Source organism: Halomonas sp. H10-9-1 (genome assembly GCF_040147005.1).
In the GTDB taxonomy this organism is placed as follows: domain Bacteria; phylum Pseudomonadota; class Gammaproteobacteria; order Pseudomonadales; family Halomonadaceae; genus Halomonas.
In genome coordinates this window covers 3208081-3229999 of the sequence record NZ_JAMSHO010000001.1, presented here as the reverse complement: position 1 = coordinate 3229999, position 21919 = coordinate 3208081, and the positions used below count along the sequence as shown (strand labels likewise).

Here is a 21919-nt window from a genome sequence, read left to right as displayed (position 1 = left end):
AGGAGGGAGGCTAGCGTTTACGTAAGATATTTCTTGATCTAGTTTGTAGGTGTCTGCCATAAGATGACTTGCTATCGCCCCAGAAGAAGGGGGTGCGCCGGTCACCAAGACCGGGCGGGCAAGGCGAGGGATACGCATGGAGCTGCTCACACTCTTTTTCATCGTGCTGATCGCTGCCGGCCTGGGGCTATTGGTCCAGTGGCTGCCGCGGCGTCATCAACCGATGCCGCCCTACTCCCAGCGCGCGCCCTTTCTGGGCGGGGGGCTGCCCGAGACCCACGCCTGGAGCCGCTACCACGTTCGCTACTACCCCATGACGCTGCTGCTGATCGCCTTCGAGATGGAGATGATGTTCATGTATCCGTGGGCGGTGGTGTTCGTCGAGCAGGGCATGAAGGCGGTGATGGAGATGGGCATGTTCCTGGCCATCCTCTCCGTGGGCATCGTCTACGGCTGGCGCGAGGGGGTGTTCAGGTAGCAGTGAGCCGGCTCTCTCGTCTGGCGGCACGGGCCGCGCCTTATCCCGTTGTTCTGGAAGACGTCTTCTTTCGCGCCTTGCAGAAGCCGGTGCCCATCGCCGAACTTGAGCGAGCTGAAGTGGTAGCCGTGGTCAATACCGTGTTGTCGCTGTTCTACTACCTGAGGGTGATCGCGGTCACCATGTTCAAGCCCTTGGAAGGCGAGGTGCACATGCTGGGCACCGGGTCCTGGCTGACGCTACTGGCCAGCGGCGTATTGCTCATCGCGGCGAGCCTGGGTGCGGAGGCCGGGCTGGGGCTGGCGTCCGCACTACGCTTTGTCTCTTAGACTCGACGCACCGCCCCGTCAGAGCCCGGTCAGGCGCATCATCAGTGTCAGGTAGAGCGGTATCAGCAGCGGCGCGGCCAGGGTGGTGATCAGTACCGCCAGCGCCCCCTTGGCCGGGGCGATGCCCAGCTCCATGGCCACCACCACCACGTTGGCGGCCATGGGTACGACCCCCAGCAGCAGCATCGCCATGGCCAGCTCCCGTGAGAGCGGGGCGATGGCCTGCAGCCCCACCACCGCGCCCAGCGCCAGCAGCGGCCAGAGCACGCAGCGGATCGCCACGCAGGCGCCGATGAAGCGCCCGTCGACCTCCCGCAGCGATACCCGTCCCAGGGTCATGCCGATGATCATCATGCCGAGCAGGGTATAGGTCGCCGGGAATACCGCCAGCCCCTCCATGGCCGGCGCCGGCACCACGAGGCCCAGGCCGCTCACCACGAGCGCCGCCAGGAAAGCGTAGATCAACGGCAGGCGCACGATCTTGGCCAGGCTCTCGGCCACCGAAAACTGTCCCCGGGCGCTGAGGTAGAAGCCCACTGTGAACTCGTAGAGGGTGATGCCCAGCACGCAGAACAGGTAGAGGGTGACCCCGTCCGGTGGCAGCAGCACCAGGGCCACCGGCAGGCCGAAGTAGCCGGTGTTGCCGGTGCCTGCCGAGAAGGCCAGCAAGGCGCTCTCCTGGGGGGCGAAGTCGTGGCGGGTCACGCGATGTACCAGCAGGGCGAGCAGGCTGGCCACCATGAAGGCCGCCAGGGTCAGCAGCAGGTAGGCCGGGGTGGGGCCACCCTGCACCAGGCCGCGGAAGAAGGTCAGCGGTGCCACCAGGTAGATCAGCAGGGTGGCGATGGGGCGGGGATCCACCGCCAGGCGTCGGGCGGCCAGCCAGCCGAGGGCGACATAGCTCAGGAGGGTCCACAGCGGGCCCATCAGGGCGCCGGGGTCGATGGTGTGCATGTCTGCTCCGTGTTGCATGACTCGATGGCTCATGATGCCTGTGGCGCCGGCGGGCGCCAACATGAATGTAATCGATATTGCTCCGCGAATCTTTCATTGGAGGCGAGGGCTTTGAGCGGCCACAATGGCTTCATCATGCAAACGACTCATGAGGAGGCCCGATGAGCACGCAACAGCACCCGCTGGGTATCAGCTTCGAATTCTTCCCGCCCAACACCGAGGCCGGCCGCGAGAAGCTGACCGGGGTGCGCGACGCTCTGGCCGAACGCGGGCCGCGCTTCTTCTCGGTGACCTACGGCGCCGGTGGTTCCACCCAGGACCGGACCCTGAGCACCGTGCGTCGGGTGCGCGAGGCGGGCATCGCCACCGCGCCGCACCTCTCCTGCATCGGTAGCGAGAAGGCGCAGCTGCGCGACCTGCTGGCCCGCTACCGCGAGGAGGGCATCGACAGCCTGGTGGCCCTGCGCGGTGACCTGCCCTCGGGCATGGGCGGCATCGGCGAGCTTCGTTATGCCAACGAGCTGGTGGAGTTCATTCGTGAGGAGACCGGCGACCACTTCGAGATCGCCGTGGCCGCCTATCCCGAGTCGCATCCCCAGGCGCCCAGCTTCGGGCACGATGTCGAGAACTTCGCGCGCAAGGTGAAGGCCGGTGCCAACCTCGCCATCACCCAGTACTTCTTCAATGCCGACGCCTATTTCCACTTCGTCGAGCGGGCCCGTGCCCTGGGCGTCGAGGCGCCCATCGTGCCGGGCATCATGCCCATCACCAACTACACCAAGCTGGCGCGTTTCTCCGATGCCTGCGGCGCCGAGATCCCGCGCTGGATACGCAAGCAGCTCGAGGCCTACGGCGACGACAGCGAGTCCATCGCTGCCTTCGGCGAGGAGGTGATCTCACGCCTCTGCCAGCGCCTGCTCGATGGCGGCGCGCCGGGCCTGCACTTCTACACCCTCAACCAGGCCGCGCCCAGCCTGCGGATCATCGATAATATCGTCGGCTGACGCGGTCGCGATGACCCGGCGTAATGCAGCGAGCCCCGCCAGTTGGCGGGGCTCGCTGCGTCAGGTGGGTCGGTTGGGGCGGTGCGGTCAGGCGCCGGAAGCGGGCACCTAGCCGGAGGTCGCCGTGGGGGAGGCGCCGTTGCCGCCATGCAGGCGGCGCTGCATCAGCAGCAACACCGCGCCGATGGCCAGGCCGGCGATATCGGTGACGATGCCGCCATAGATCATGAACAGCGCGCCCACCAGCATCGCCAGCCGCTGCCAGAGTTTCACCGGGCCGAAGAACCAGGCCTGCACGACGGCGGCCAGCAGCACGATGCCCAGGGTGGCGGTGACGCCGACCCGCAGGATCTGCAGCCAGGAGCCTTCCATCAGCATGGCCGGGCTGTAGAAGAACATGAAGGGCACGATGAAGGCGGCCAGGCCGATCTTGAAGGAGGCCACCGAGGTGCCCATGGCATTGTCGCCGGAGATGCCCGCCGCGGCGTAGGAGGCCAGCGCCACCGGCGGCGTGATCGCCGAGACCACCGCGAAGTAGAACACGAAGAAGTGCGCCACCAGCGGCTGGATGCCGATGCCGATCAGGCCCGGGGCGACCACCGAGGCCGCCACCGCATAGGCGGCGGTCGTCGGCATGCCCATGCCCAGCAGAATCGAGATGCACATGGCGAAGAACAGCGCCAGCAACTGGCTGACCCCGGCCAGGCCGAGCAGCAGCGAGGAGAAGCGTGCGCCGACCCCGGTCAGGGCGATGACGCCGACGATCAGACCGGCGCAGGCGCACACGGCGATGATCTGGATCGACATGCTGCCGGCCAGTTGCAGCGCCGTGAGGATGGCGCGCAGCCCCATCCGGTGGGGAGTGAGCCAGCTCACCACGGCCGCCGAGGCAGTGGCCAGGGTGCCGGCGCGGATCACCGAGTAGCCCATGAACAGGGCGACGATCAGGATGATGATCGGGGTGAACAGGTAGGCCTGCTTGACCAGGCGGCGGAACTGCGGAATCTCCTCCTTGCGCATGCCGCGCATGCCCTTGCGGGCCGCCTCGAAGTCCACCATGCAGTAGATCGAGAGGAAGTAGAGGATGGCGGGAATCAACGCCGCCACGGCGATCTCGGTGTAGGGGATGCCGGTGACTTCGGCCATGATGAAGGCGCCGGCGCCCATGATCGGCGGCATGATCTGCCCACCGGTGGAGGCGGCGGCCTCGATGGCGCCGGCGCTGCGTGCCGAGTAGCCCACCTTCTTCATCAGCGGGATGGTCAGCGAGCCGGTGGAGACCACGTTGCCGGCCGAGGTGCCGTTGATCATGCCCATCAGGCCGGAGGCGAAGATCGACACCTTGGCGGGGCCACCACGGGCGCGGCCGGCGGCGGCGAAGGCGAAGTTGACGAAGTAGTCGCCGACCTTGGAGGCCTGCAGGAAGGCCGCGAAGATGATGAACAGGATGATATAGGTGGAGGAGACCGCGGTGGTCGGCCCGAGGATGCCGGCGTCGGTGTAGACCTGGCTGAAGAAGCGGTTGAGAGACAGCCCAGGGTAGCCCAGGAAGCCCGGTAGGTAGGGGCCGGCGAACACGTAGATCAGGAAGATGGCCGAGATGACCACCAGTGCCAGGCCCGCGACCCGGCGGGTCAGCTCGAGGATCAGCAGCGAGCCGGCGATGGCCGCATAGGAGATGCCGACGGGCGCGAAGGGGGTGCCGGTGGAGGCGCGCAACGGGCTGTTGAACATCACCAGCAGGTAGCCGGCCACCGACAGGGAGCAGACCATCAGCACCAGATCGGCGGGGGAGAGAGCCTCGCGCACCTGGCGGTAGCGCCAGGAGAGCAGGATGGCGGCGGCGGTGGTCAGCATCAGCGGATAGCCGAAGTGCCAGGCCTCGATCTCCGGGGCGATGCGCAGGGCGCCTGCGTTGATCGCCTGGTACATCATCACCACCCGCACCAGGGTATAGAGCGCCGGGATCAGCAGGGCATAGCTCAGCCAACGCATCCAGGTGGCGGAGCGTTCGCGTTCCTGGTCGGCGAAACGGGTGCCGGCATAGAAGCCGAAGCCGAGGACCAGGGCGCCGGCGATATGCAGGATGCGAAACGACCAGGTCTCCAGCGGGTAGACGTTCAGCGAGACCAGGTGGAACAGCGAGTAGGCAATGGCCAGGGCGCCGAACAGCAGCCACTGCCAGCCGCCATAGAGCCGCCGGTTGGATTCGGCGGCGACCTCATCGACGCCCTCGGCGTTGATGGGCTGGATGACGTCGTCGGCGGCGACGTCGTCTCGGGAATCGGGGGAGTGCGACATGGAAACACCCTTGGGTGTGGGGCGAAACGACGAGCACGCCGCCCCGGATCGCTGGGCGAGCCGAGGCGGCGTCCGGGGTGGGACGGCTTACAGCTTCAGGGCGTCGGGGACCTCATAGCCGTTCTCCTCGTACCAGCGCGTGGCGCCCGGGTGGAACGGCAGCACGGTGTTGTACTGGATGTTCTCCGGGATGCTGGTCGCGGCGCTGCGGTGGACGTCCAGCATCTTGTCGTTGTTCTCCATGCTCAGCTTGGTGATCTCGTAGACGAAGTCCTCGGGCAGGTCACAGCCGGCGATGGTGAAGTTCCACATGGAGACGGCGCGGGCATCCTCCTCGAGGGTCTGGTAGGTGCTGGCCGGGATCATGAACGGCGAGACCGGGAACGCCTCGAGGACCTTGGCCTGTTCCTCTTCGGTGAACTCGACGATGTTGATGTCGGTCTGCACCTCGAGCTGGCTGACCGCGGGAATCGGGATGCCAGCGGCGAAGGCGATGACATCGATCAGGCCGTCCTGAAGCTGGCCGCCCAGGTCGTTCCAGCCGCCGTTGCGGCGATCGAAATTGACACCCAGCTCTTCGAGGATGGCCGGGAAGTAAGTGTCGGAGGTGGAGGCCGCCGGGCCGAAGCCGATGCTGGCACCGTCGGGGATGTCGGCGATCGACGTGATGCCGCTGTCGGACAGGGCGGTGATCGAGAAGGGGGTCTCGTACATCGGGAACAGCGCACAGACGTTGTCCATCGGGATGCCGGGGGCCAGCGGGCTCTCGCCGGCCAGGGCCTCGGCGGCGGGACCCATGGTGGTCAGACCGAGCGCCAGCTCACCGGTGTGCACCAGGGCGAGGTTCTGGTTGGGGCCGCCGGTGACCTCGCCGCCGCCGGAGAGTCCCAGTTCGTCGGCGAGCAGGTTGGCCCAGCCGGAGCCGTAGACGAAGTAGGTGCCGCCCTGGCTGGCGGTGCCCACGGTAAAGTTGTCGGGCCAGTCGCTGCGGTCCTGGGCCGAGGCCGAGGCGGCGACCAGCAGGGTGCCGGCGACGGTACCGGCGAGCAGCTTGGTGGAGAGAAGGCGCATGGCGTGACTCCATTGCATGTTGGCGTTGGTGATGTCCCGGGTCTCTGGTGCCCGGCGGGAGCCCTGTCAGTCTGGTAGCTCTGGCCGGGAGTGCCGTCGACGGCGGGATACGGTTTTCAACGTAGGATGTTCATCCTATTACATGGCAAGAGTCGAACCATTCGCAAGAAAGGTCAATTATTTCAATAAACTGAAATGGTCAATTGAGACCTTGGTCGAATCTCGGCAGGCGTCTAGGTGGCGGTTTTCCGCACGCAGCTCCGCTGACACTGTGCGGAAAACCGCACAGTGTCAGCGGCGGCAGGGGAGGACGCCAGGCGTGGAGTCCGCGGCAGCATCAGCAGGGCCCGAGCCACTCCTTGGCGGGCCACCTCAGCGTCCCTTGGGGTCGAGGATCCTGACGGTCTGGAAGTCTGCGGCGCTCTCCTCCTCGTGGGGACGGTTGACGCGGGTGGCAAGCTCCGGGGCGGCCTGCTCCTCGATGGGCAACTGCTCGAAGAAGTCGCAGTTGACGCACTCGCGGTAGCGGATGCCGTTCTGCTCCCAGCTGCGGATACGGTCCATCTCGGCGCAGCGGGGGCAGATGGCACCGGCGATAAAGCGTTTCTGGACGGCCATGGGGACTCCTGTAAGGCCCGGCTCGGGGCCGGGCCGGGGGATGACGAAGGATCAGCTGGCGCGAATGCCGCTGTGGCGCAGCAGCGGCTCGACGCTGGGTGCGCGGCCGCGGAACGCCTCGAAGAGTTCGGCGGCGTCGCGGGCGCCGCCCTGCTCGAGGATCTCGCTGCGGAAGCGCCGTCCGGTCTCGGGGTCGAAGATACCCGCTTCCTCGAAGGCGCTCCAGGCGTCGGCGGAGAGCACCTCGGCCCACTTGTAGCTGTAGTAGCCCGCCGCGTAGCCGCCGGCAAAAATATGCCCGAAGCCGTTCTGGAAGCGGTTGAAGGCGGCCCTTGGCACCACCGAGACGCCGTCGCGCACCGCGTCGAGCAGCGCCTGGATGTCGTCGGCGGAGGGGGCCTCGAGTTCGTGGTGCAGGCGCAGGTCGAACAGCGAGAACTCCAGCTGGCGCACCATGCCCATGGCGGACTGGAAGTTGCGGGCCGCCTGCAGCTTGGCGAGCAGCTCGGCAGGCAGCGGCTCGCCGCTGTCGACGTGGCCGGCGATCAGGTCGAGCCCCTCGCGCTCCCAGCAGTAGTTCTCCATGAACTGGCTGGGCAACTCCACGGCGTCCCAGGCCACCCCGTTGATGCCAGAGATGTCGGCGATGGTCTGCAGGGTCAGCATATGGTGCAGGCCGTGGCCGAACTCGTGGAACAGGGTGGTCACCTCGTCGTGGGTGAGCAGGGCCGGCCGGTTGCCCACCGGGCGGGTGAAGTTGCAGGTCAGGTAGGCCACCGGCAACTGCAGGGCGTCGCCCTCGTGGCGGCGTACCCGACACTCGTCCATCCAGGCGCCGCCGCGCTTGCCTTCCCGGGCGTAGAGGTCGAGATAGAAGCCGGCGATGGGCTCGCCCTGCTCCAGGATGCGGAAGAAGCGCACGTCCGGATGATAGCGCGGTGCCTGGTCATCCTCGCGGAAGGTGATGCCGAACAGTCGTTCGACCACCTGGAACAGCCCCTCCACCACCCGCGGGGCCGGGAAGTAGGGGCGCAGCTGCTCCTCGTTGATGGCGTGACGCTCCTCGCGCAGCTTCTCGCTGGCGTAGCCGATGTCCCAGGGGGTCAGCTCGCCCATGCCCAGGGTGTCGTGGGCGAAGGCCTCGAGTTCGGCGAACTCCTCCCGGGCCTGGGGCACGGCGCGCCGGGCCAGATCCTCCAGGAAGGCCTGCACTTCGGCCGGGGAGTCGGCCATCTTGGTCGCAAGCGAGTAGTCGGCGTAGGTGGTGAAGCCCAGCAGTTCGGCCAGCTCGCGACGCAGGGCGAGGATCTCCTCCATCAGCGGGGCGTTGTCGAAGCGACCGGCGTCAGGGCCCTGGTTCGATGCGCGGGTGACGAAGGCGGTGTAGACCTCGCGGCGCAGCTCGCGATCGTCGGCGTAGGTGACCACCGGGAAAAAGCTGGGGAAGTCGAGGGTGATGCGATAGCCCTCCAGCCCCTTGGCCTCGGCGTTGGCACGCAGGCTGGCCAAGCCACTCTCGGGCAGGCCGGCCAGGCGCGTTGCATCGGCCAGGTCGAGGTGCCAGGCCTGGGTGGCATCGAGCAGCTGGTTGGAGAAGGTGTTGGAGAGCTCGGAGAGGCGCGCCTTGATCTCGCCGTAGCGGCGCTTCTTGTCGGCGGGCAGGTCGACACCGGCGAGGCGGAAGTCGCGCAGGGTGTTGTCCACGGTGCGGCGCTGGGCGTCGTCCAGTGACTCCCAGGCGGGGCCTTCCTTCAGTGCCTGCCAGGCGCGGAACAGCCCCTCGTGCTGACCCAGCCAGGTGCTGTACTCGGAGAGCTTGCCCAGGCAGGCCTGGTAGGCCTCGCGAAGCTCGGGATTGTTCATGGTGCCGTTGAGGTGGGAGACCGGCGACCAGGCGCGTGACAGACGGTCGTTCAGTGACTCCAGCGGCGCGGCCAGGCTCTCCCAACTGGGCGGCGCCTGCTTGGCGCGCTCGACCAGCGCCTCGATGCCCCGGCGGTTGTCGACGAGGATCTCGTCGATGGCCGGCACCACGTGCTCGGGACGGATGGCCTCGAAGGGGGGGAGCTCGTGGGTCTCGAGCAGGGGGTTGCGGGGCATGCGTACCTCGAATCATGGAGTGGATGCCCACAAGATGAGGGCGCACGGGACGAGTTTCAATCGGTGGCAGGGTTTGCCGTGTGGGGGCGGGCTGCTAGGCTTGCTGGCTTTCATGCGTGCGGTTCCCCGCACGCCGCATGGTGGGAGAATCGACGATGAGCGAGACACTGGAGCGCTGGAGCACGCGGCGTGCCTTCATCCTGGCGGTCACCGGGGCGGCGGTGGGGCTGGGCAACATCTGGCGCTTCCCTTATATCACCGGAGAGAACGGCGGCGCCGCCTTCCTGGTGCTCTATGTGGCCTTCGTGCTGCTGCTGGGGCTGCCGGTGATGATGGCCGAGATCATGGTGGGTCGCGCGGGCCGCCGCAGCCCGGTGGGCTCACTCGGGCACCTGGCCGCCGCCGCAGGGGCCAGCCGCCACTGGCGCTGGTTGGGGCTGTTCGGCGCCGTCACGGTGTTCTGCATCCTCTCCTTCTACTCGGTGGTCTCCGGCTGGTCCATCGAGTTCCTGGTGGCCTCCATCAACGGCGACTTCCACGGCGCCGCTCCCGCCGAGATCGGCGCCGGCTTCGACGCCTTCCTCGCCGACCCCGCGCGCATGACCCTCAACCACACCCTGTTCCTGGTGATGACCATGCTGGTGGTGGCCGCCGGCGTGGCCAAGGGGCTGGAGCGCCTCAACAACCTGCTGATGCCGCTGCTCTATCTGCTGCTACTGCTGCTGGCGGGCTACGCGGCTACCACCGATGGCTTCGGCACCGCCCTGATCTGGCTCTTCCAACCCGACCTCTCGGCGGTGACCCCGCTGGTGGTGATGCATGCCATGGGTCATGCCTTCTTCACCCTGGCGGTGGGCGCCTGCGCGTTGATGGCCTACGGCGCCTATATGCCGGACCAACAGAGCCTGCCGCGGGCGGTGGGGGCCGTGGCGGTGCTCGATGTCAGCGTGGCGCTGCTCGCCGGCATCGCGATCTTCTCGGTGGTGTTCTCCCAGGGCATGGACCCCGGTGAGGGCCCCGGGCTGATGTTCGTCACCCTGCCCATCGCCTTCGCCGAACTGCCCTGGGGAGCGCTGTGGCTGAGCCTCTTCTTCCTGCTGTTGCTGCTGGCGACCTGGACCTCGTCGATCAACCTGGCCGAGCCCATGGTCTCCACGTTGCAGGGCCTGGGCCTATCGCGTGGCGTCGCCGCGGCCCTGGTGGGCCTGGCGGTATGGCTGCTGGGGTTGCTGACGGTGTTCTCCTTCTCGAGCCTGGCCGAGTGGCGGCCGCTGCTGGGCATGAACGGCTTCGAGCTGGTCAGCACCATCCCGCCGGAGGTCTTCCTGCCCCTGGGCGGCCTGCTGATCGCCATCTTCGCCGCCTGGGTGGTGCCTGAGGCCACGGCGCGTCGCGCCTTGGGCGCAGGCGAGAGTGGCTTCGCGCTATGGCGCGCGGTGACCCGCTGGGTCGCCATTCCGCTGACGCTGATAGTATTGGTGGCCGGACTGACCTGACTTCCGGCGCACCATCGGGGCGCTGAACCAGAGGAGAGCATGATGAGCGAAGCGAAAGCCATCCGGGCCTGGAAGGGCAAGCGGCCACAGTTGGGGGAGCGGGTCTATATCGACCCGGCGAGCCTCGTGCTCGGCGATGTGACGTTGGGCGATGACTGCTCGGTATGGCCCATGGCGGTGATCCGTGGCGACATGCAGCGCATCCGCATCGGTGCGCGGGTCAGCGTGCAGGATGGCTGCGTACTGCATATCACCCACGCCAGCGACTTCAACCCCGGCGGCTACCCGCTGACCGTGGGCGACGACGTGACCATCGGCCACAAGGCGATCCTGCATGGCGCCACCCTGGGCAGCCGGATCCTGGTGGGCATGGGCGCCATCGTCATGGATGGCGCGGTGGTGGAGGACGAAGTGATCATTGCCGCCGGCGCCGTGGTGCCTCCGGGCAAGCACCTGGAGGGCGGCCATGTCTATGCCGGCAATCCGGCCAGGGCGCTGCGCCCGCTCAAGGAGAAGGAGCGCGAGTTCTTCCCCTATACCGCCGGCAACTATGTCAAGCTCAAGGACGACTACCTGGGTCAGGCTCAAGGATGACTACCTGGCTCAGGCCCAAGGGTGAGTATCTGGCGGTGATGGGAATAATTTCCTAAGCCATTGTTTGTGCATGTCGGAGCGAGCGATAATCTGGTAATTTATCCAGTTTTTCGAGGGTCGCCCCCGCATGGCCGATTTCCGCACCCACCTTGGCGTGGCCGCCGCCGGCGGTGTCGTGCTCGCCCACGGCGGTTGGCAGGCGGGGCTGTGGGATGCCTGGCAGGCCTTGCCGATGCTGGCGCTGGTGACCTTCGGCGGGATTCTGCCCGACATCGATGCCGACAGTTCCAAGGCGATTCGCCTGGTCTTCAACCTGTTGGCGGTCACCGCCGTGGTGGCCGGCGCCTTGCTGTTGCAGGGGCGGCTCTCCATCGGCGGCCTGCTGCTGGCCTGTGGTGCCCTTTACCTAGGGGTGCGCCACCTCGCCGGGGCGCTGTTCGCCCGCCTCACCGTGCATCGTGGCGTCTGGCATTCGCTGCTGGCGGCGGCCCTCTGTGGCCTGGCGACCACGGCGCTCAGCCACCGGTTGATGACACAGCCCGATGTGCTGGCCTGGGGCCACGGCCTGGCGCTGTCGCTGGGCTTCGTGCTCCATCTGCTGCTCGATGAGCTCTACAGCGTCGATCTCACCGGAGCGCGCATCAAGCGCTCCTTCGGTACCGCGCTCAAGCCGCTGGACTGGCGTTCGCCGGGCAATTCCCTCGTCATGCTCGCCGCCGGCGCCAACCTGCTGCCCTGGTTACCGGCCTGGGCCGCGCTGGGTAGCCTGCTCGATCAGGGCGCTTCGCTGTGGCGATAGTCCTCGGCGCGCAGGCCATACTTCCTGAGCTTGTCGTAGAGGGTCTTGCGCGGCAGGCCGAGCCGCTCGCTGATCTGGCTGACCCGGCCATGATGGCGGGTCAGCGCCTGGTCGAGCAGGCTCTTCTCGAACAGCTCCACCTGCTGGGGCAGCGGGAGTTCGCCCGCCTCGCTCTCGGCGCCGGCCAGTAGCGCCTCCAGGCGGTAGTCGAAGGCGGCCCCCAGCAGTACATAGCGCTCGGCGAGGTTGCGCAGTTCGCGTACGTTGCCAGGCCAGTCATGGGCGAGCAGCGCGGAGATGCCGGCGGCGTCCAGGGATGGCGCCTCCAGGCCGCTGCGATTGGCGGCCACCACCGCGAAGTGCTGGAACAGCAGCGGGATATCCTCGCGCCGCTCGCGCAGTGGCGGGATCGGCAGGGTGACCACGTCGAGGCGGTAGTAGAGGTCCTCGCGGAATGCACCGGCCTCGGCGGCGGCCTTGAGATCCACCTTGGTGGCGGCGATCACGCGGATGTTCAGGGGAATCGGCACGTTGGCGCCGAGGCGTTCCACGCTGCGCTCCTGCAGTACCCGCAGCAGCTTGACCTGCAGCGAGAGCGGCATCGACTCGATCTCGTCGAGGAACACCGTGCCGCCGCTGGCGTGCTCGAACTTGCCGATGCGTCGCTCCACGGCGCCAGTGAAGGCGCCCTTCTCGTGGCCGAACAACTCCGACTCAATGGTGCTCTCGGGCACCGCGCCGCAGTTGATGGCCATGAAGGGGTGGCCGGAGCGTGCACTGCGTTCATGGATGGCGCGCGCGACCAGGTCCTTGCCGGCACCGGTCTCGCCGAACAGCAGCACGTCCGCCTCCACCTGGCTGATGCGCTGGACCATGCTCGCCAGGCGCTGGATGGCCGGGGTGCGCCCCACCAGCCGAGGGCCGGGGGCCGCCTGTTGAGCCTCGAGTTCGGCGCGTAGCCGGCGGTTCTCGAGGCTGAGTCGACGCTTCTCCACGCCGCGGCGCACCACCTCCACCAGCCGCTCGGCGGCGAAGGGCTTCTCCAGGAAGTCCCAGGCCCCCTCGCGCATGGCCTCCACGGCGGTGGAGATGTCGCCATGCCCGGTGATCAGGATCACCGGCAGGTCGGGGTCGCGGCGGCGGACCTCGCGCAGCAGCGCCATGCCGTCCATGCCGGGCATGCGGATATCGCTGACGATGACGCCGGGGAAGTCGCTCTCGAGGGCGTCCAGGGCGGCATCGGCACCGGCGTAGGGCGCCGGCGCGTAGCCGGCCAGCTCCAGGGTCTGGCCGGCGCTGATGCGCAGGTGGGGCTCGTCGTCGACGACCATCACCGGAATATCGATCGCGTCATGCATGGGGCAGGCTCTCCTGATCGGGGCAAGGCGGGGCGGAGGCGAGGTGCTCCTGGGGCAGCCGAATGGTGAAGCGGGCGCCGCCTGCGGGGAGGGTCTCGGCACCGAGGCGGCCGCCCAGGTCGTCGATGATACGCGATGAGATGGAGAGCCCAAGCCCCAGGCCGCTGCCCGGGGACTTGGTGGTGAAAAAGGGCTCGAAGATCCGCGTCAGCTGCTCCGGGGGGATGCCGGGTCCGCTGTCCTCGACTGCCAGCTGCACCTGGGCGCTGTCCGCCTCTACCCGCAGCGTCAGCCGCTGGGTGTCACGCCCGGCCATGGCCTGCAGGGCGTTGCCGATCAGGTTGACCAGTACCTGCTCCAGGCGCACCGGGTCGGCGTTGACCCATGCCGGCGACGCGGGGAAGCGTCGCTCCACATGCACGCCGGTCTCCTGCAGCCGTGTCTGGAAGAGGCGCAGGGCATACTCGAAGCAGTCGGTGACCGACACCGCACTGCGCCGCTCGTCGCCCTTGCGCGAGAACTGGCGCAACTGGGCGCTGATCTCGGCCATGCGACTGGTCAGCTCGACGATCTCGGCCAGGTTGCGGTCGACGCTCTCCAGGCGCTCGCGAGCGAGGAAGGCGCGGGCGTTCTCGGCGTAGGCGCGGATGGCGGCCAGCGGCTGGTTGAGCTCGTGGTTGATGCCGGCCGCCAACTGGCCGAGCACCGCCAGCTTGGCGGCCTGGATCAGCTCGTCGCGGGTGCGGCGCAGGTCCGCCTCGGCGCGCTTGCGCTCCTCTATCTCGTCGGAGAGGCGGCGGTTGGTCTCGACCAGGTCGCGGGTGCGGCTGGCCACGTTGCGCTCCAGCTCGTCCCGGGCACTGGCCAGGGTGAGGCGTTCGCGCTCGGCGAACAGTTCGCGCTCACGGCGCAGTCGCAGGCGCTGCCAGCCGAAGCCGCCGCCCAGCAACACGATGCCGTAGAGCCCGCCGGCGAGCAGGGCGGAGACCCACTGTGCCTGGACCACCGAGTCCAGTGGCTTGAGGATCAGCATCTTCCAGCCGAACTCGGGCAGCGCCCGCTCCAGGCCCAGGAAGCGCTCGCCGGCCAGCGGCCCCGCACTGAAGCCGATCAGGCGAGTGCGCTCATCCATTGGCTCGAGGATATCCAGGCCGGAGTGGTCGAGGGGTTCGTCGGCGTAGCGGCGGGTGTCCAGCAGCGCCTTTCTCTCGTCGGCGGAGCGCGGTGCCAGGGATGCCATGCGCAGCTCCGGGCGGCTGGCCATGAAGATGATGTCGTCGGCGTCGGTGACCAGCAGCTCGGCCTCCTGGTCGGCCCAGCTCTCCTCGATGGCGTCGAGCAGCACCTTGACCACCATGACGCCGTCCGGGGAGGCGTCGGGGGAGGTATTGTCCAGCCAGACCGGAGCAGAGAAGTAGTAGCCACGTTCCAGTGACTGCACGCCGAGGCCATAGAAGCGCCCCGGGCGGCCGGCGATGGCGTCACTGTAGTAGCTGCGGAAGGCGTAGTTCTGGCCGATGAAGGTGTTGGGGCGGTGCCAGTTGCTTGCCGCCAGGGTATCGGCGTGGCGATCGAGCAGATAGATGTCGGACACCCCGGTGGCCGCCCGGAAGCGGTCGAGCAGGTGGTTCAGCGGCATGGGGTCCTGGCTTGCCGGGGAGGAGAGGAAGCGGCGTACCGCCTCCCGGGAGGCCAGCAGGCGGGGCAGGTAGTCGTGGCGGGAGAGGTGGCCGGTCAGCCCGGCGGCCGAGAGGCGCAGTTCGTTATCGGCATCCTGGCGAAGCTCCTGCAGCGCCTGCTGGCGGGCTACCTCGGCGGCCTGCCAGGTCACCAGGGCGAGACCCAGCGGGGCGAGCAACCACAGCCAGCGCCGCCAGCGCCTGGGTGGCCGCGGCGCGTGTTCCAGCGCCGTCATGTGCTTCCTTCACGGCGTGGCGCAGGCATCGCCTGGGCGCGTCGCAGGGCGCGTTGGGCACGGGTCTCGGCACGTTCCACCTCGAGTAGCCCCTCCTCGACGAACACCAGGTGTTCATGGGCGCGAGCCCTGGCATCCTCGGCGCGCCCCTCGAGGATGGCATCGAGCAGCGCACGGTGCTGGACCATCAATTGGGGGCGGGCATCCGGCTTCTCGAAGAGGTAAGCGAGGTTGTCGACGATGCTACGCTCCAGCAGGTGGAAGATGCCGCGAATGGTATGCAGCAGCAGCACGTTGTGTGCGGACTCGGCGATGGCCAGGTGGAAGGCGGCATCGGCCCTGGCCTCCTCGGCCGGGTCACGCCCCTTGAAGCACGCCTCCAGCTCCTCGAAGCGGCGGATCAGCAGAGCCTTGTCGGTAGGGGTCGAGCGCAATGCGGCGTAGTAGGCCGAGATGCCCTCCATGGCATCGCGAAACTCCAGCAGGTCCAGGTGGAATTCGCCGTGGCGCGAGAGCATCTCCAGCAGCGGGTCGCTGTAGCCGCTGTTGAGCTCTTCGCTGATATAGGTGCCACCCCCCTGGCGGCTGGTCAGCAGGCCCCGGGCAGAGAGTTTCTGGATGGCTTCGCGCAGCGAGGGGCGCGAGACGTTGAAGCGCTCGGCAAGCTCGCGCTCGGGGGGCAGTTTCTGGCCGGGCTGGAGGCTGCCTTCGAGGATCATCGCTTCGAGACGCTCAGTGATCACGTCGGCCAGGCGAGGCTGGCGCAGGGGCGGGTAGGCCATGGCGAGGCTCCGGCGGTGCTTGGGGAATCGAGGGTCTATGTGGCGCTATCTTACGCCAGGATATTGGTATTACCAATATCCTGTTCCGAATCCACTCCGGAGAGAATGCGATTACCCCCAGTAATTCAGGCGCTTGCAATGACCTTGCCGGTCGATAGACCAAAGTCTAGCGCAATATGGCGAGAAAAAACCCGCCTCTCGTTTGACACTGTAGCCGTGGCCTCCTTAAGGTTCGCCAACTCCAATGGGTAAATTGGTTTTACCATTTTACCAGGATGCCAACATATGCCAGATGTTGAAGGAATCGCCGATGACCGCAGTCAAGCTCTATCCGCCGAGACCAGACAAGGTCTACTTCTTCGGCACCTGCCTGATCGACCTCCTCTATCCCGAGGCCGGAATGGATGCCATCCGGCTGCTCGAGCGCGAGGGCATCGAGGTGCTGTTCCCCGAGGACCAGACCTGTTGCGGCCAGCCGGCCTACACGTCGGGCTATCAGCTGGAGGCGCGTGCCGTGGCGGCGGCCCAGTTGGATCTCTTTCCCGACCCCTGGCCGATCGTGGTGCCCTCCGGCTCCTGCGGAGGCATGATGCGCACCCACTATCCCCAGCTCTTCGCCGGTACCGACCGCGAGGCGCAGGCCGGTGAGGTGGCCGGGCGCATCTTTGAGCTGACCGAGTTCCTGGTCCACGTCTGCCATCTAGAGCTCGAGGATCGCGGTGAGCCCGAGAAGGTCGCCATGCATACTTCCTGTAGTGCGCGCCGCGAGATGGGGCTGGCCGAGACCGGGCCGGCGTTGCTGGCGAAGCTGGGCCAGGTCGAGCTGGTCGAGCAGGCGCGTGCCGCCGAGTGCTGCGGCTTCGGTGGCACCTTCGCCGTGCGTCATCCCGAGGTCTCCGCGGCCATGGTGGAGGACAAGACCCAGGCCATCGAGGCCACCGGGGCACGGCGCTTCGTGACCTCCGACTGTGGCTGCATGATGAACATCGGCGGGCGCTTCAAGAAGCAGGACAAGGCGGTCGAAGGCGAGCATATCGCCAGCTACCTGTGGCGGAGGACCTCATGAGCGCGCAGACTCCTGGAGTAGAAACGTACAGCCCCCGCGAATTCCATCGCCAGGCCCATGACGCCCTGGGCAATCCGCAGATCCGTGCCAACTTCCGCAAGGCAATGGACGGCCTGATGGCCAAGCGGCGCGAAAGCTTCGGCGACTGGGACCTCGAGGCCCTGCGCGAGCTGGGTGCCAATATCCGCCTGCGGGCACTGGCGAAGCTGCCCGACCTGCTCGAGCAGCTGGAGGCCAACTGCGAGGCCAACGGCATCCGCGTACACTGGGCCGAGGATGGTGAGCAGGCCTGCCGGATCATTCGCGAGATCTGCGAGTCCCACGACGCCAAGTCGGTGATCAAGGGCAAGTCGATGGTCTCCGAGGAGATGCATCTCAATGCTCACCTGGAGGCGGCGGGTATCGAGGCGCTGGAGTCCGATCTCGGCGAATACCTGGTGCAGCTCAACCAGCAGACGCCTTCCCATATCATCATGCCGGCGATCCATCTCAACACCGACGAGATCTCCGAGATCCTGCACGACAAGACCGGCACCGAGCGTACCCGCGACGTCGACTATATGACCGCGGCGGCCCGCCAGCAGCTGCGCGAGCGCTTCATGGCCGCCGATGTGGGGGTCTCGGGGGTCAACTTCGCGGTGGCCGAGACCGGCACCCTCTGCCTGGTGGAGAACGAGGGCAACGGCCGCATGACCACCACGGTGCCGCCGGTGCACGTGGCGGTGACCGGCATCGAGAAGGTGGTCGAGCATCTGCGTGACGTGCCGCCCCTCTATTCGCTGCTGACCCGTTCGGCCACCGGCCAGCATGTCACCACCTACTTCAACATGATCAGCTCGCCACGCAAGGAAGGGGAGCGCGACGGGCCGCAGGAGGTCCATCTGGTGCTGGTCGACAGCGGCCGCTCCCGTATCTATCAGGACGACGAGCTGCTCGACACCCTGCGCTGCATCCGCTGCGGTGCCTGCATGAACCACTGCCCCGTCTACACCCGGGTGGGTGGCCATACCTATGGCACCACCTATCCCGGGCCCATCGGCAGTATCCTCTCTCCCCACCTGATGGGCCTGGAGGAGACGAAGGACCTGCCCACGGCGTCGAGCCTGTGCGGGGCCTGTGGCGAGGTGTGTCCGGTGAAGATCCCGATCCCCGACCTGCTGGTGCGGCTGCGTCGCGAGTCGGTGGGCGAGGGGCGAGGCAACGTGGCCGGTGCAGGTGTCAAGCGCACCCGCAAGGAGGTCGCCGCCTGGAAGGGCTTCCAGTGGCTGGCGACTCACCCCGCCGCCTGGCGCGCCGGTACCTCTGTGGCCGGCAAGCTGAGGGCGCTGACGCCTGCCAGGCTGGGCGCCTGGACCGACTACCGCACGGCTCCCAAGCCGGCGGGCACCACCCTGCATGCGCTGGTCAAGCGTCATCAGGCCAGCAAGCGCGACCCGGCCGGTGAGAGTGACCCGGCCGGCAAGAGCCACGAGGAGGAGCGCCGATGAGTGCCCGCAACGCCATTCTCAAGCGCCTTCGCGAGCGCCTGGATGGGCCACTGAGCGCCCCTGAGAGCGACTTCGACGTGGCCACGAATCGCGGCTGGAGTCAGGAGGAGCGCCTGGCACGCTTCGAGCGCTGGATCGGTTCGGTGCATGGCGAGGTGGTCCATACCGGCGAGGCCCGCTGGACCGAAGCCCTGGCAAAGGTGCTCGCCGACAAGAATGTGCGCCGCCTGGCGCTGGGCAGGCAACACCCGGTAGCCGCCGAGGCCCGTCGTGCCCTGGGCGATGCCGGCGTGGAGCTGGTCGATGCGGATCGCGATATCGAGCAGTGGCAGCGCGAGCAGTTCGAGAGTGTCGATGCCGGCCTGACCTCCACCCGCGGCGCCATCGCCGAGACCGGCAGCCTGTGGCTGTGGCCGACACCGGACGAGCCACGGTTGCTCAGCCTGGTACCACCGCTGCATATCGCGGTGCTCGACGCCGACGCCATCGAGGACACCTTCTTCGATGTGGTGGGGCGTCACGGCTGGGCGAGCGGGATGCCCACCAATGCGCTGCTGATCTCCGGACCCAGCAAGACCGCCGATATCGAGCAGACCCTGGCCTATGGCGTGCATGGGCCACGCGAGCTGGTGGTCATCGTGCGTCATGCCGGCGAGCCGCCCGAGGTCGCGCGATGAGCCTCGTTGATGTCGAGGTCTACCGAGAGCTCAAGTCCGCCCTGCGCGCGTCCCTGCCGGAGGAGCGGCTGATCGACGATCCGCTGCGCACCCTGGCCTATGGCACCGATGCCAGCTTCTATCGCCTGGTGCCGCAGCTGGTGGTGCGCCCTGAGAACGAGGCGGAACTGCGCGTGACCCTGGCCGAGTGCCGGGCCCGGCGGTTGCCGGTGACCTTCCGCGCCGCCGGCACCTCGCTCTCCGGTCAGGCGGTCACCGACTCGGTGCTGATCCAACTGGGCCGCGGCTGGCGGGGGCACCAGATTAGCGATGAGGGGCGGACGATCCGCCTGCAGCCCGGCGTGATCGGTGCCCGGGCCAACCAGCTGCTGGCCCCCTTCGGGCGCAAGATTGGCCCCGACCCGGCCTCCATCAACAGCTGCATGATCGGCGGCATCGCCGCCAACAATGCCTCCGGCATGTGCTGCGGCACCGCCCAGAACAGCTATCGCACGCTGCGCGACCTGCGCGTGATCCTCGCCGATGGCGCCCTGCTGGATACCGCCGACCCCGACAGCGTGGCTGCCTTTCGTCGCTCCCACGGGGCACTGCTGGCCGGGCTCGAGAGGCTATCCGCCGAGACCCGCGGGAACGCCGAGCTGGCGGAGAGGATCCGTCACAAGTACCGGCTCAAGAATACCACCGGCTATGCCCTCAACAGCATGGTGGACTTCAGCGATGGCATCGAGATCCTCAAGCACCTGATGATCGGCTCCGAGGGCACCCTTGGCTTCATCAGCGCCATCACCTATGAGACCGTGGTGGATGAGTCGCACAAGGCCGCGGCCCTGGCCTTCTTCCCGGACATGGCCACCACCTGTCGCGCCACCATCGCCCTGAAGCGCTCCCCGGTCTCGGCGGTGGAACTGATGGATCGTGCCGCGCTGCGCTCAGTGGAGCGCGAGGCGGGGATGCCCGAGGTGCTGCGAACGCTGCCGGAAGGAGCGGCGGCGCTGCTCATCGACGTGCGCGGCAACGATGCGGCGGAGCTCCAGGCGCGTCTCGATGGGGTGCAGGCGACGCTGGAGGGGATCCAGACCCTGGAGCCGGTCACCTTCACCCACGCCGCCGACACCTATGCCCTCTACTGGAAGATCCGCAAGGGACTCTTCCCGGCAGTGGGGGCGGTGCGCGAGACCGGCACCACGGTGATCATCGAGGACGTCGCCTTCCCCATCGAGCGCCTCGACGAGGGTGTGCTGGCGCTGACCGATATCTTCCATCGCCATGGCTATGCGCAGGCGATCCTCTTCGGCCACGCCCTGGAGGGCAACCTGCACTTCGTCTTTCCCCAGGGGTTCGAGAAGCCCGGGGAGGTAGAGCGTTACCAGGCGCTGATGGACGAGGTGGCGCAACTGGTGGGCGTCGAGTACGGCGGCTCGCTCAAGGCCGAGCACGGCACCGGGCGCAACATGGCACCCTATGTGGAGCTCGAGTGGGGGGCCGATGCCTACGCCCTGATGTGGGAGATCAAGGCGCTCTTCGATCCCGAGAACCTGCTCAATCCCGAGGTGATCCTCAGCCGCAACCCGACGCTCCACCTGGAGAACCTCAAGCCCCTGCCGGCGGCCCATGAGATCGTCGACAAGTGCATCGAGTGCGGCTTCTGCGAACACGTCTGCCCGTCGAAGGACCTGACCCTGACCCCGCGTCAGCGCATCGTGATCACCCGCGAGGTGGCACGCCTCGAGGCGCTGGGGAATACCGCAGATGAAGTGGACGCGGCGCGCCTGGCGGCGTTGCGGGCCGATCTCGGCCATGCGGTGGATGCCACCTGTGCAGTGGATGGCCTCTGCGCGACCCAATGCCCGGTCGGCATCAATACCGGTGATCTAGTGCGCGATATGCGACATCGACGGCTGAGCCGGCATGCCGGGATGGCGCGACGCATCGGGCAGCACTTCGATGGCGTCACGCGGCTGGCGCGTGGTTCCCTGAGGGTCGCCGGAGCGGTGAACCGGCTGATGGGCGATACGCTGATGGCGCGTGCGGCCCAGGGCGCGCGCCGCCTGAGCGGTGAGCGTCTGCCTCTGTGGACCCCGGCACTGCCCATGGCCGCGCCGGTACGTGTGCTGAGGCGGTCGCCGGAGTCGGAGGGTGATCGCCCCCGGGTGGTCTACCTACCCAGCTGTGCGACGCGCATGTTCGGCCCCGATCGCCGCGATGACGGCGAATCGCGCTCGGTGATGGAGATCACCCTGGCGCTGCTCGAGCGAGCCGGTTTCGCCGTGGTGATTCCCGAGCGAGTCGATGGCCTCTGCTGCGGGATGGCCTTCCGCTCCAAGGGGCAGTTCGACGAGGCGGACCACAAGGGGCGCGAGCTCAACCGCGAGCTGCTCGTCGCCAGTGAGAACGGTCGTCACCCGATCCTCTGCGACACCAGCCCCTGCACCCTGCAGATGCAGGAGCACCTGGACGCTTGCCTGACGCTGCACGAACCCGTTGCCTTCGCCCATGACCATCTTCTGCCGAGGCTCGCCTTGACGCCGGTGGATGAGCGAATCGCCGTGCACGTGACCTGCTCGAGCACACACATGGGGCTGGCCGACAAGTTCGTCGCCCTGGCACGGGCCTGCGCCCGCGAGGTGGTGGTGCCGACCGAGATCACCTGCTGCGGCTTCGCCGGCGACAAGGGCTTCACTACGCCGGAGCTGAACGCCTCCGCGCTGGCGGGGCTGGCCGAGCAGGTGGCCGGCTGCAGCGCCGGTTACTCCAACTCGCGCACCTGCGAGATCGGCCTGAGCGAGCACGGCGGTATCCCCTACCGCTCGATCCTGGCGCTGCTCGACCGGGCCAGCGCCGCCGTCTAGAAGCCTCCCCGGCAACGCCCTCCGGCGAGGACTCGCCGGAG

General features: G+C 67.6%; 18 protein-coding genes. 10 read left to right on the top strand and 8 right to left on the bottom strand.

Annotated features, from left to right (window positions below; genetic code table 11):
- Positions 1–136 precede the first annotated feature (136 nt).
- Positions 137–478 (top strand): NADH-quinone oxidoreductase subunit A, encoded by a 342-nt coding sequence (locus NFH66_RS14955; protein ID WP_349610970.1) that lies wholly within the window; start codon positions 137–139, stop codon positions 476–478.
- A gap of 2 nt (positions 479–480) precedes the next feature.
- On the top strand, positions 481–807 hold the full coding sequence (locus NFH66_RS14950) for a hypothetical protein (protein WP_349610969.1): 327 nt from the start codon (positions 481–483) through the stop codon (positions 805–807).
- 18 nt (positions 808–825) lie between these two features.
- Here the strand turns inward: NFH66_RS14950 and NFH66_RS14945 are convergent, their stop codons facing one another.
- Complete coding sequence (locus NFH66_RS14945) at positions 826–1761, bottom strand: AEC family transporter (protein WP_349610968.1); 936 nt, start codon at positions 1759–1761, stop codon at positions 826–828.
- A 161-nt stretch (positions 1762–1922) separates the two neighbouring features.
- On the opposite strand from NFH66_RS14945, the gene metF reads away from it, so the two are divergent.
- Positions 1923–2765, top strand: a complete 843-nt coding sequence (gene metF, locus NFH66_RS14940; RefSeq protein ID WP_349610967.1) for a methylenetetrahydrofolate reductase [NAD(P)H] — start codon at positions 1923–1925, stop codon at positions 2763–2765.
- A 108-nt stretch (positions 2766–2873) separates the two neighbouring features.
- On the opposite strand, the gene NFH66_RS14935 is transcribed toward metF, so the two are convergent.
- From NFH66_RS14935 to prlC, 4 genes are all read right to left on the bottom strand, one after another.
- Positions 2874–5066, bottom strand: coding sequence for a TRAP transporter permease (locus NFH66_RS14935; RefSeq protein WP_349610966.1), 2193 nt, complete (start codon positions 5064–5066; stop codon positions 2874–2876).
- Positions 5067–5153: 87 nt separating this feature from the next.
- Positions 5154–6137, bottom strand: coding sequence for a TAXI family TRAP transporter solute-binding subunit (locus tag NFH66_RS14930; RefSeq protein ID WP_349610965.1), 984 nt, complete (start codon positions 6135–6137; stop codon positions 5154–5156).
- Positions 6138–6509: 372 nt separating this feature from the next.
- On the bottom strand, positions 6510–6755 hold the full coding sequence (locus NFH66_RS14925) for a YheV family putative zinc ribbon protein (RefSeq protein WP_349610964.1): 246 nt from the start codon (positions 6753–6755) through the stop codon (positions 6510–6512).
- 51 nt (positions 6756–6806) lie between these two features.
- Entirely contained in the window at positions 6807–8855 is a 2049-nt protein-coding gene (gene prlC / locus NFH66_RS14920) for an oligopeptidase A (RefSeq protein WP_349610962.1), read from the bottom strand.
- 155 nt (positions 8856–9010) lie between these two features.
- On the opposite strand from prlC, the gene NFH66_RS14915 reads away from it, so the two are divergent.
- The 3 genes from NFH66_RS14915 to NFH66_RS14905 all read left to right on the top strand — a co-directional run bounded on the left by NFH66_RS14915 (position 9011) and on the right by NFH66_RS14905 (position 11744).
- Entirely contained in the window at positions 9011–10351 is a 1341-nt protein-coding gene (locus tag NFH66_RS14915) for a sodium-dependent transporter (RefSeq protein ID WP_349610961.1), read from the top strand.
- A 42-nt stretch (positions 10352–10393) separates the two neighbouring features.
- Positions 10394–10945 carry a gamma carbonic anhydrase family protein gene (locus NFH66_RS14910; RefSeq protein WP_349610960.1) on the top strand — a complete coding sequence of 184 codons (552 nt, stop codon included), beginning with the start codon at positions 10394–10396 and terminating at the stop codon, positions 10943–10945.
- A 127-nt stretch (positions 10946–11072) separates the two neighbouring features.
- Positions 11073–11744 (top strand): metal-dependent hydrolase, encoded by a 672-nt coding sequence (locus NFH66_RS14905; protein ID WP_349610959.1) that lies wholly within the window; start codon positions 11073–11075, stop codon positions 11742–11744.
- Here NFH66_RS14905 and NFH66_RS14900 read toward each other — a convergent pair.
- The 3 genes from NFH66_RS14900 to NFH66_RS14890 are packed head-to-tail and all read right to left on the bottom strand — an operon-like array spanning position 11720 to position 15799.
- Positions 11720–13102: a sigma-54-dependent transcriptional regulator gene (locus NFH66_RS14900; protein WP_349610958.1), complete on the bottom strand. Its 1383-nt coding sequence runs from the start codon at positions 13100–13102 to the stop codon at positions 11720–11722. The genes NFH66_RS14905 and NFH66_RS14900 overlap by 25 nt on opposite strands.
- A complete protein-coding gene (locus NFH66_RS14895) occupies positions 13095–15017 on the bottom strand; it encodes a sensor histidine kinase (RefSeq protein WP_349610957.1) in 1923 nt (640 codons plus the stop codon). Before NFH66_RS14895 ends, NFH66_RS14900 begins: the two co-directional genes overlap by 8 nt.
- The gene (locus tag NFH66_RS14890) at positions 15014–15799 is read right to left on the bottom strand and encodes a GntR family transcriptional regulator (protein ID WP_349610956.1); all 786 of its coding nucleotides are present in this window, start codon (positions 15797–15799) and stop codon (positions 15014–15016) included. Before NFH66_RS14890 ends, NFH66_RS14895 begins: the two co-directional genes overlap by 4 nt.
- Before the next feature lie 310 nt (positions 15800–16109).
- Between NFH66_RS14890 and NFH66_RS14885 the strand changes: the two genes are divergently transcribed.
- From NFH66_RS14885 to NFH66_RS14870, 4 genes are read left to right on the top strand one after another with little or no spacing between them, the layout of a single operon-like run.
- Complete coding sequence (locus NFH66_RS14885) at positions 16110–16865, top strand: (Fe-S)-binding protein (RefSeq protein WP_349610955.1); 756 nt, start codon at positions 16110–16112, stop codon at positions 16863–16865.
- Positions 16862–18352, top strand: coding sequence for a LutB/LldF family L-lactate oxidation iron-sulfur protein (locus NFH66_RS14880; protein ID WP_349610954.1), 1491 nt, complete (start codon positions 16862–16864; stop codon positions 18350–18352). The genes NFH66_RS14885 and NFH66_RS14880 overlap by 4 nt, the downstream gene beginning before the upstream one ends.
- Positions 18349–19029 (top strand): LutC/YkgG family protein, encoded by a 681-nt coding sequence (locus tag NFH66_RS14875; protein ID WP_349610953.1) that lies wholly within the window; start codon positions 18349–18351, stop codon positions 19027–19029. Before NFH66_RS14880 ends, NFH66_RS14875 begins: the two co-directional genes overlap by 4 nt.
- Positions 19026–21878: an FAD-binding and (Fe-S)-binding domain-containing protein gene (locus NFH66_RS14870; protein ID WP_349610952.1), complete on the top strand. Its 2853-nt coding sequence runs from the start codon at positions 19026–19028 to the stop codon at positions 21876–21878. Before NFH66_RS14875 ends, NFH66_RS14870 begins: the two co-directional genes overlap by 4 nt.
- Positions 21879–21919: the final 41 nt, after the last annotated feature.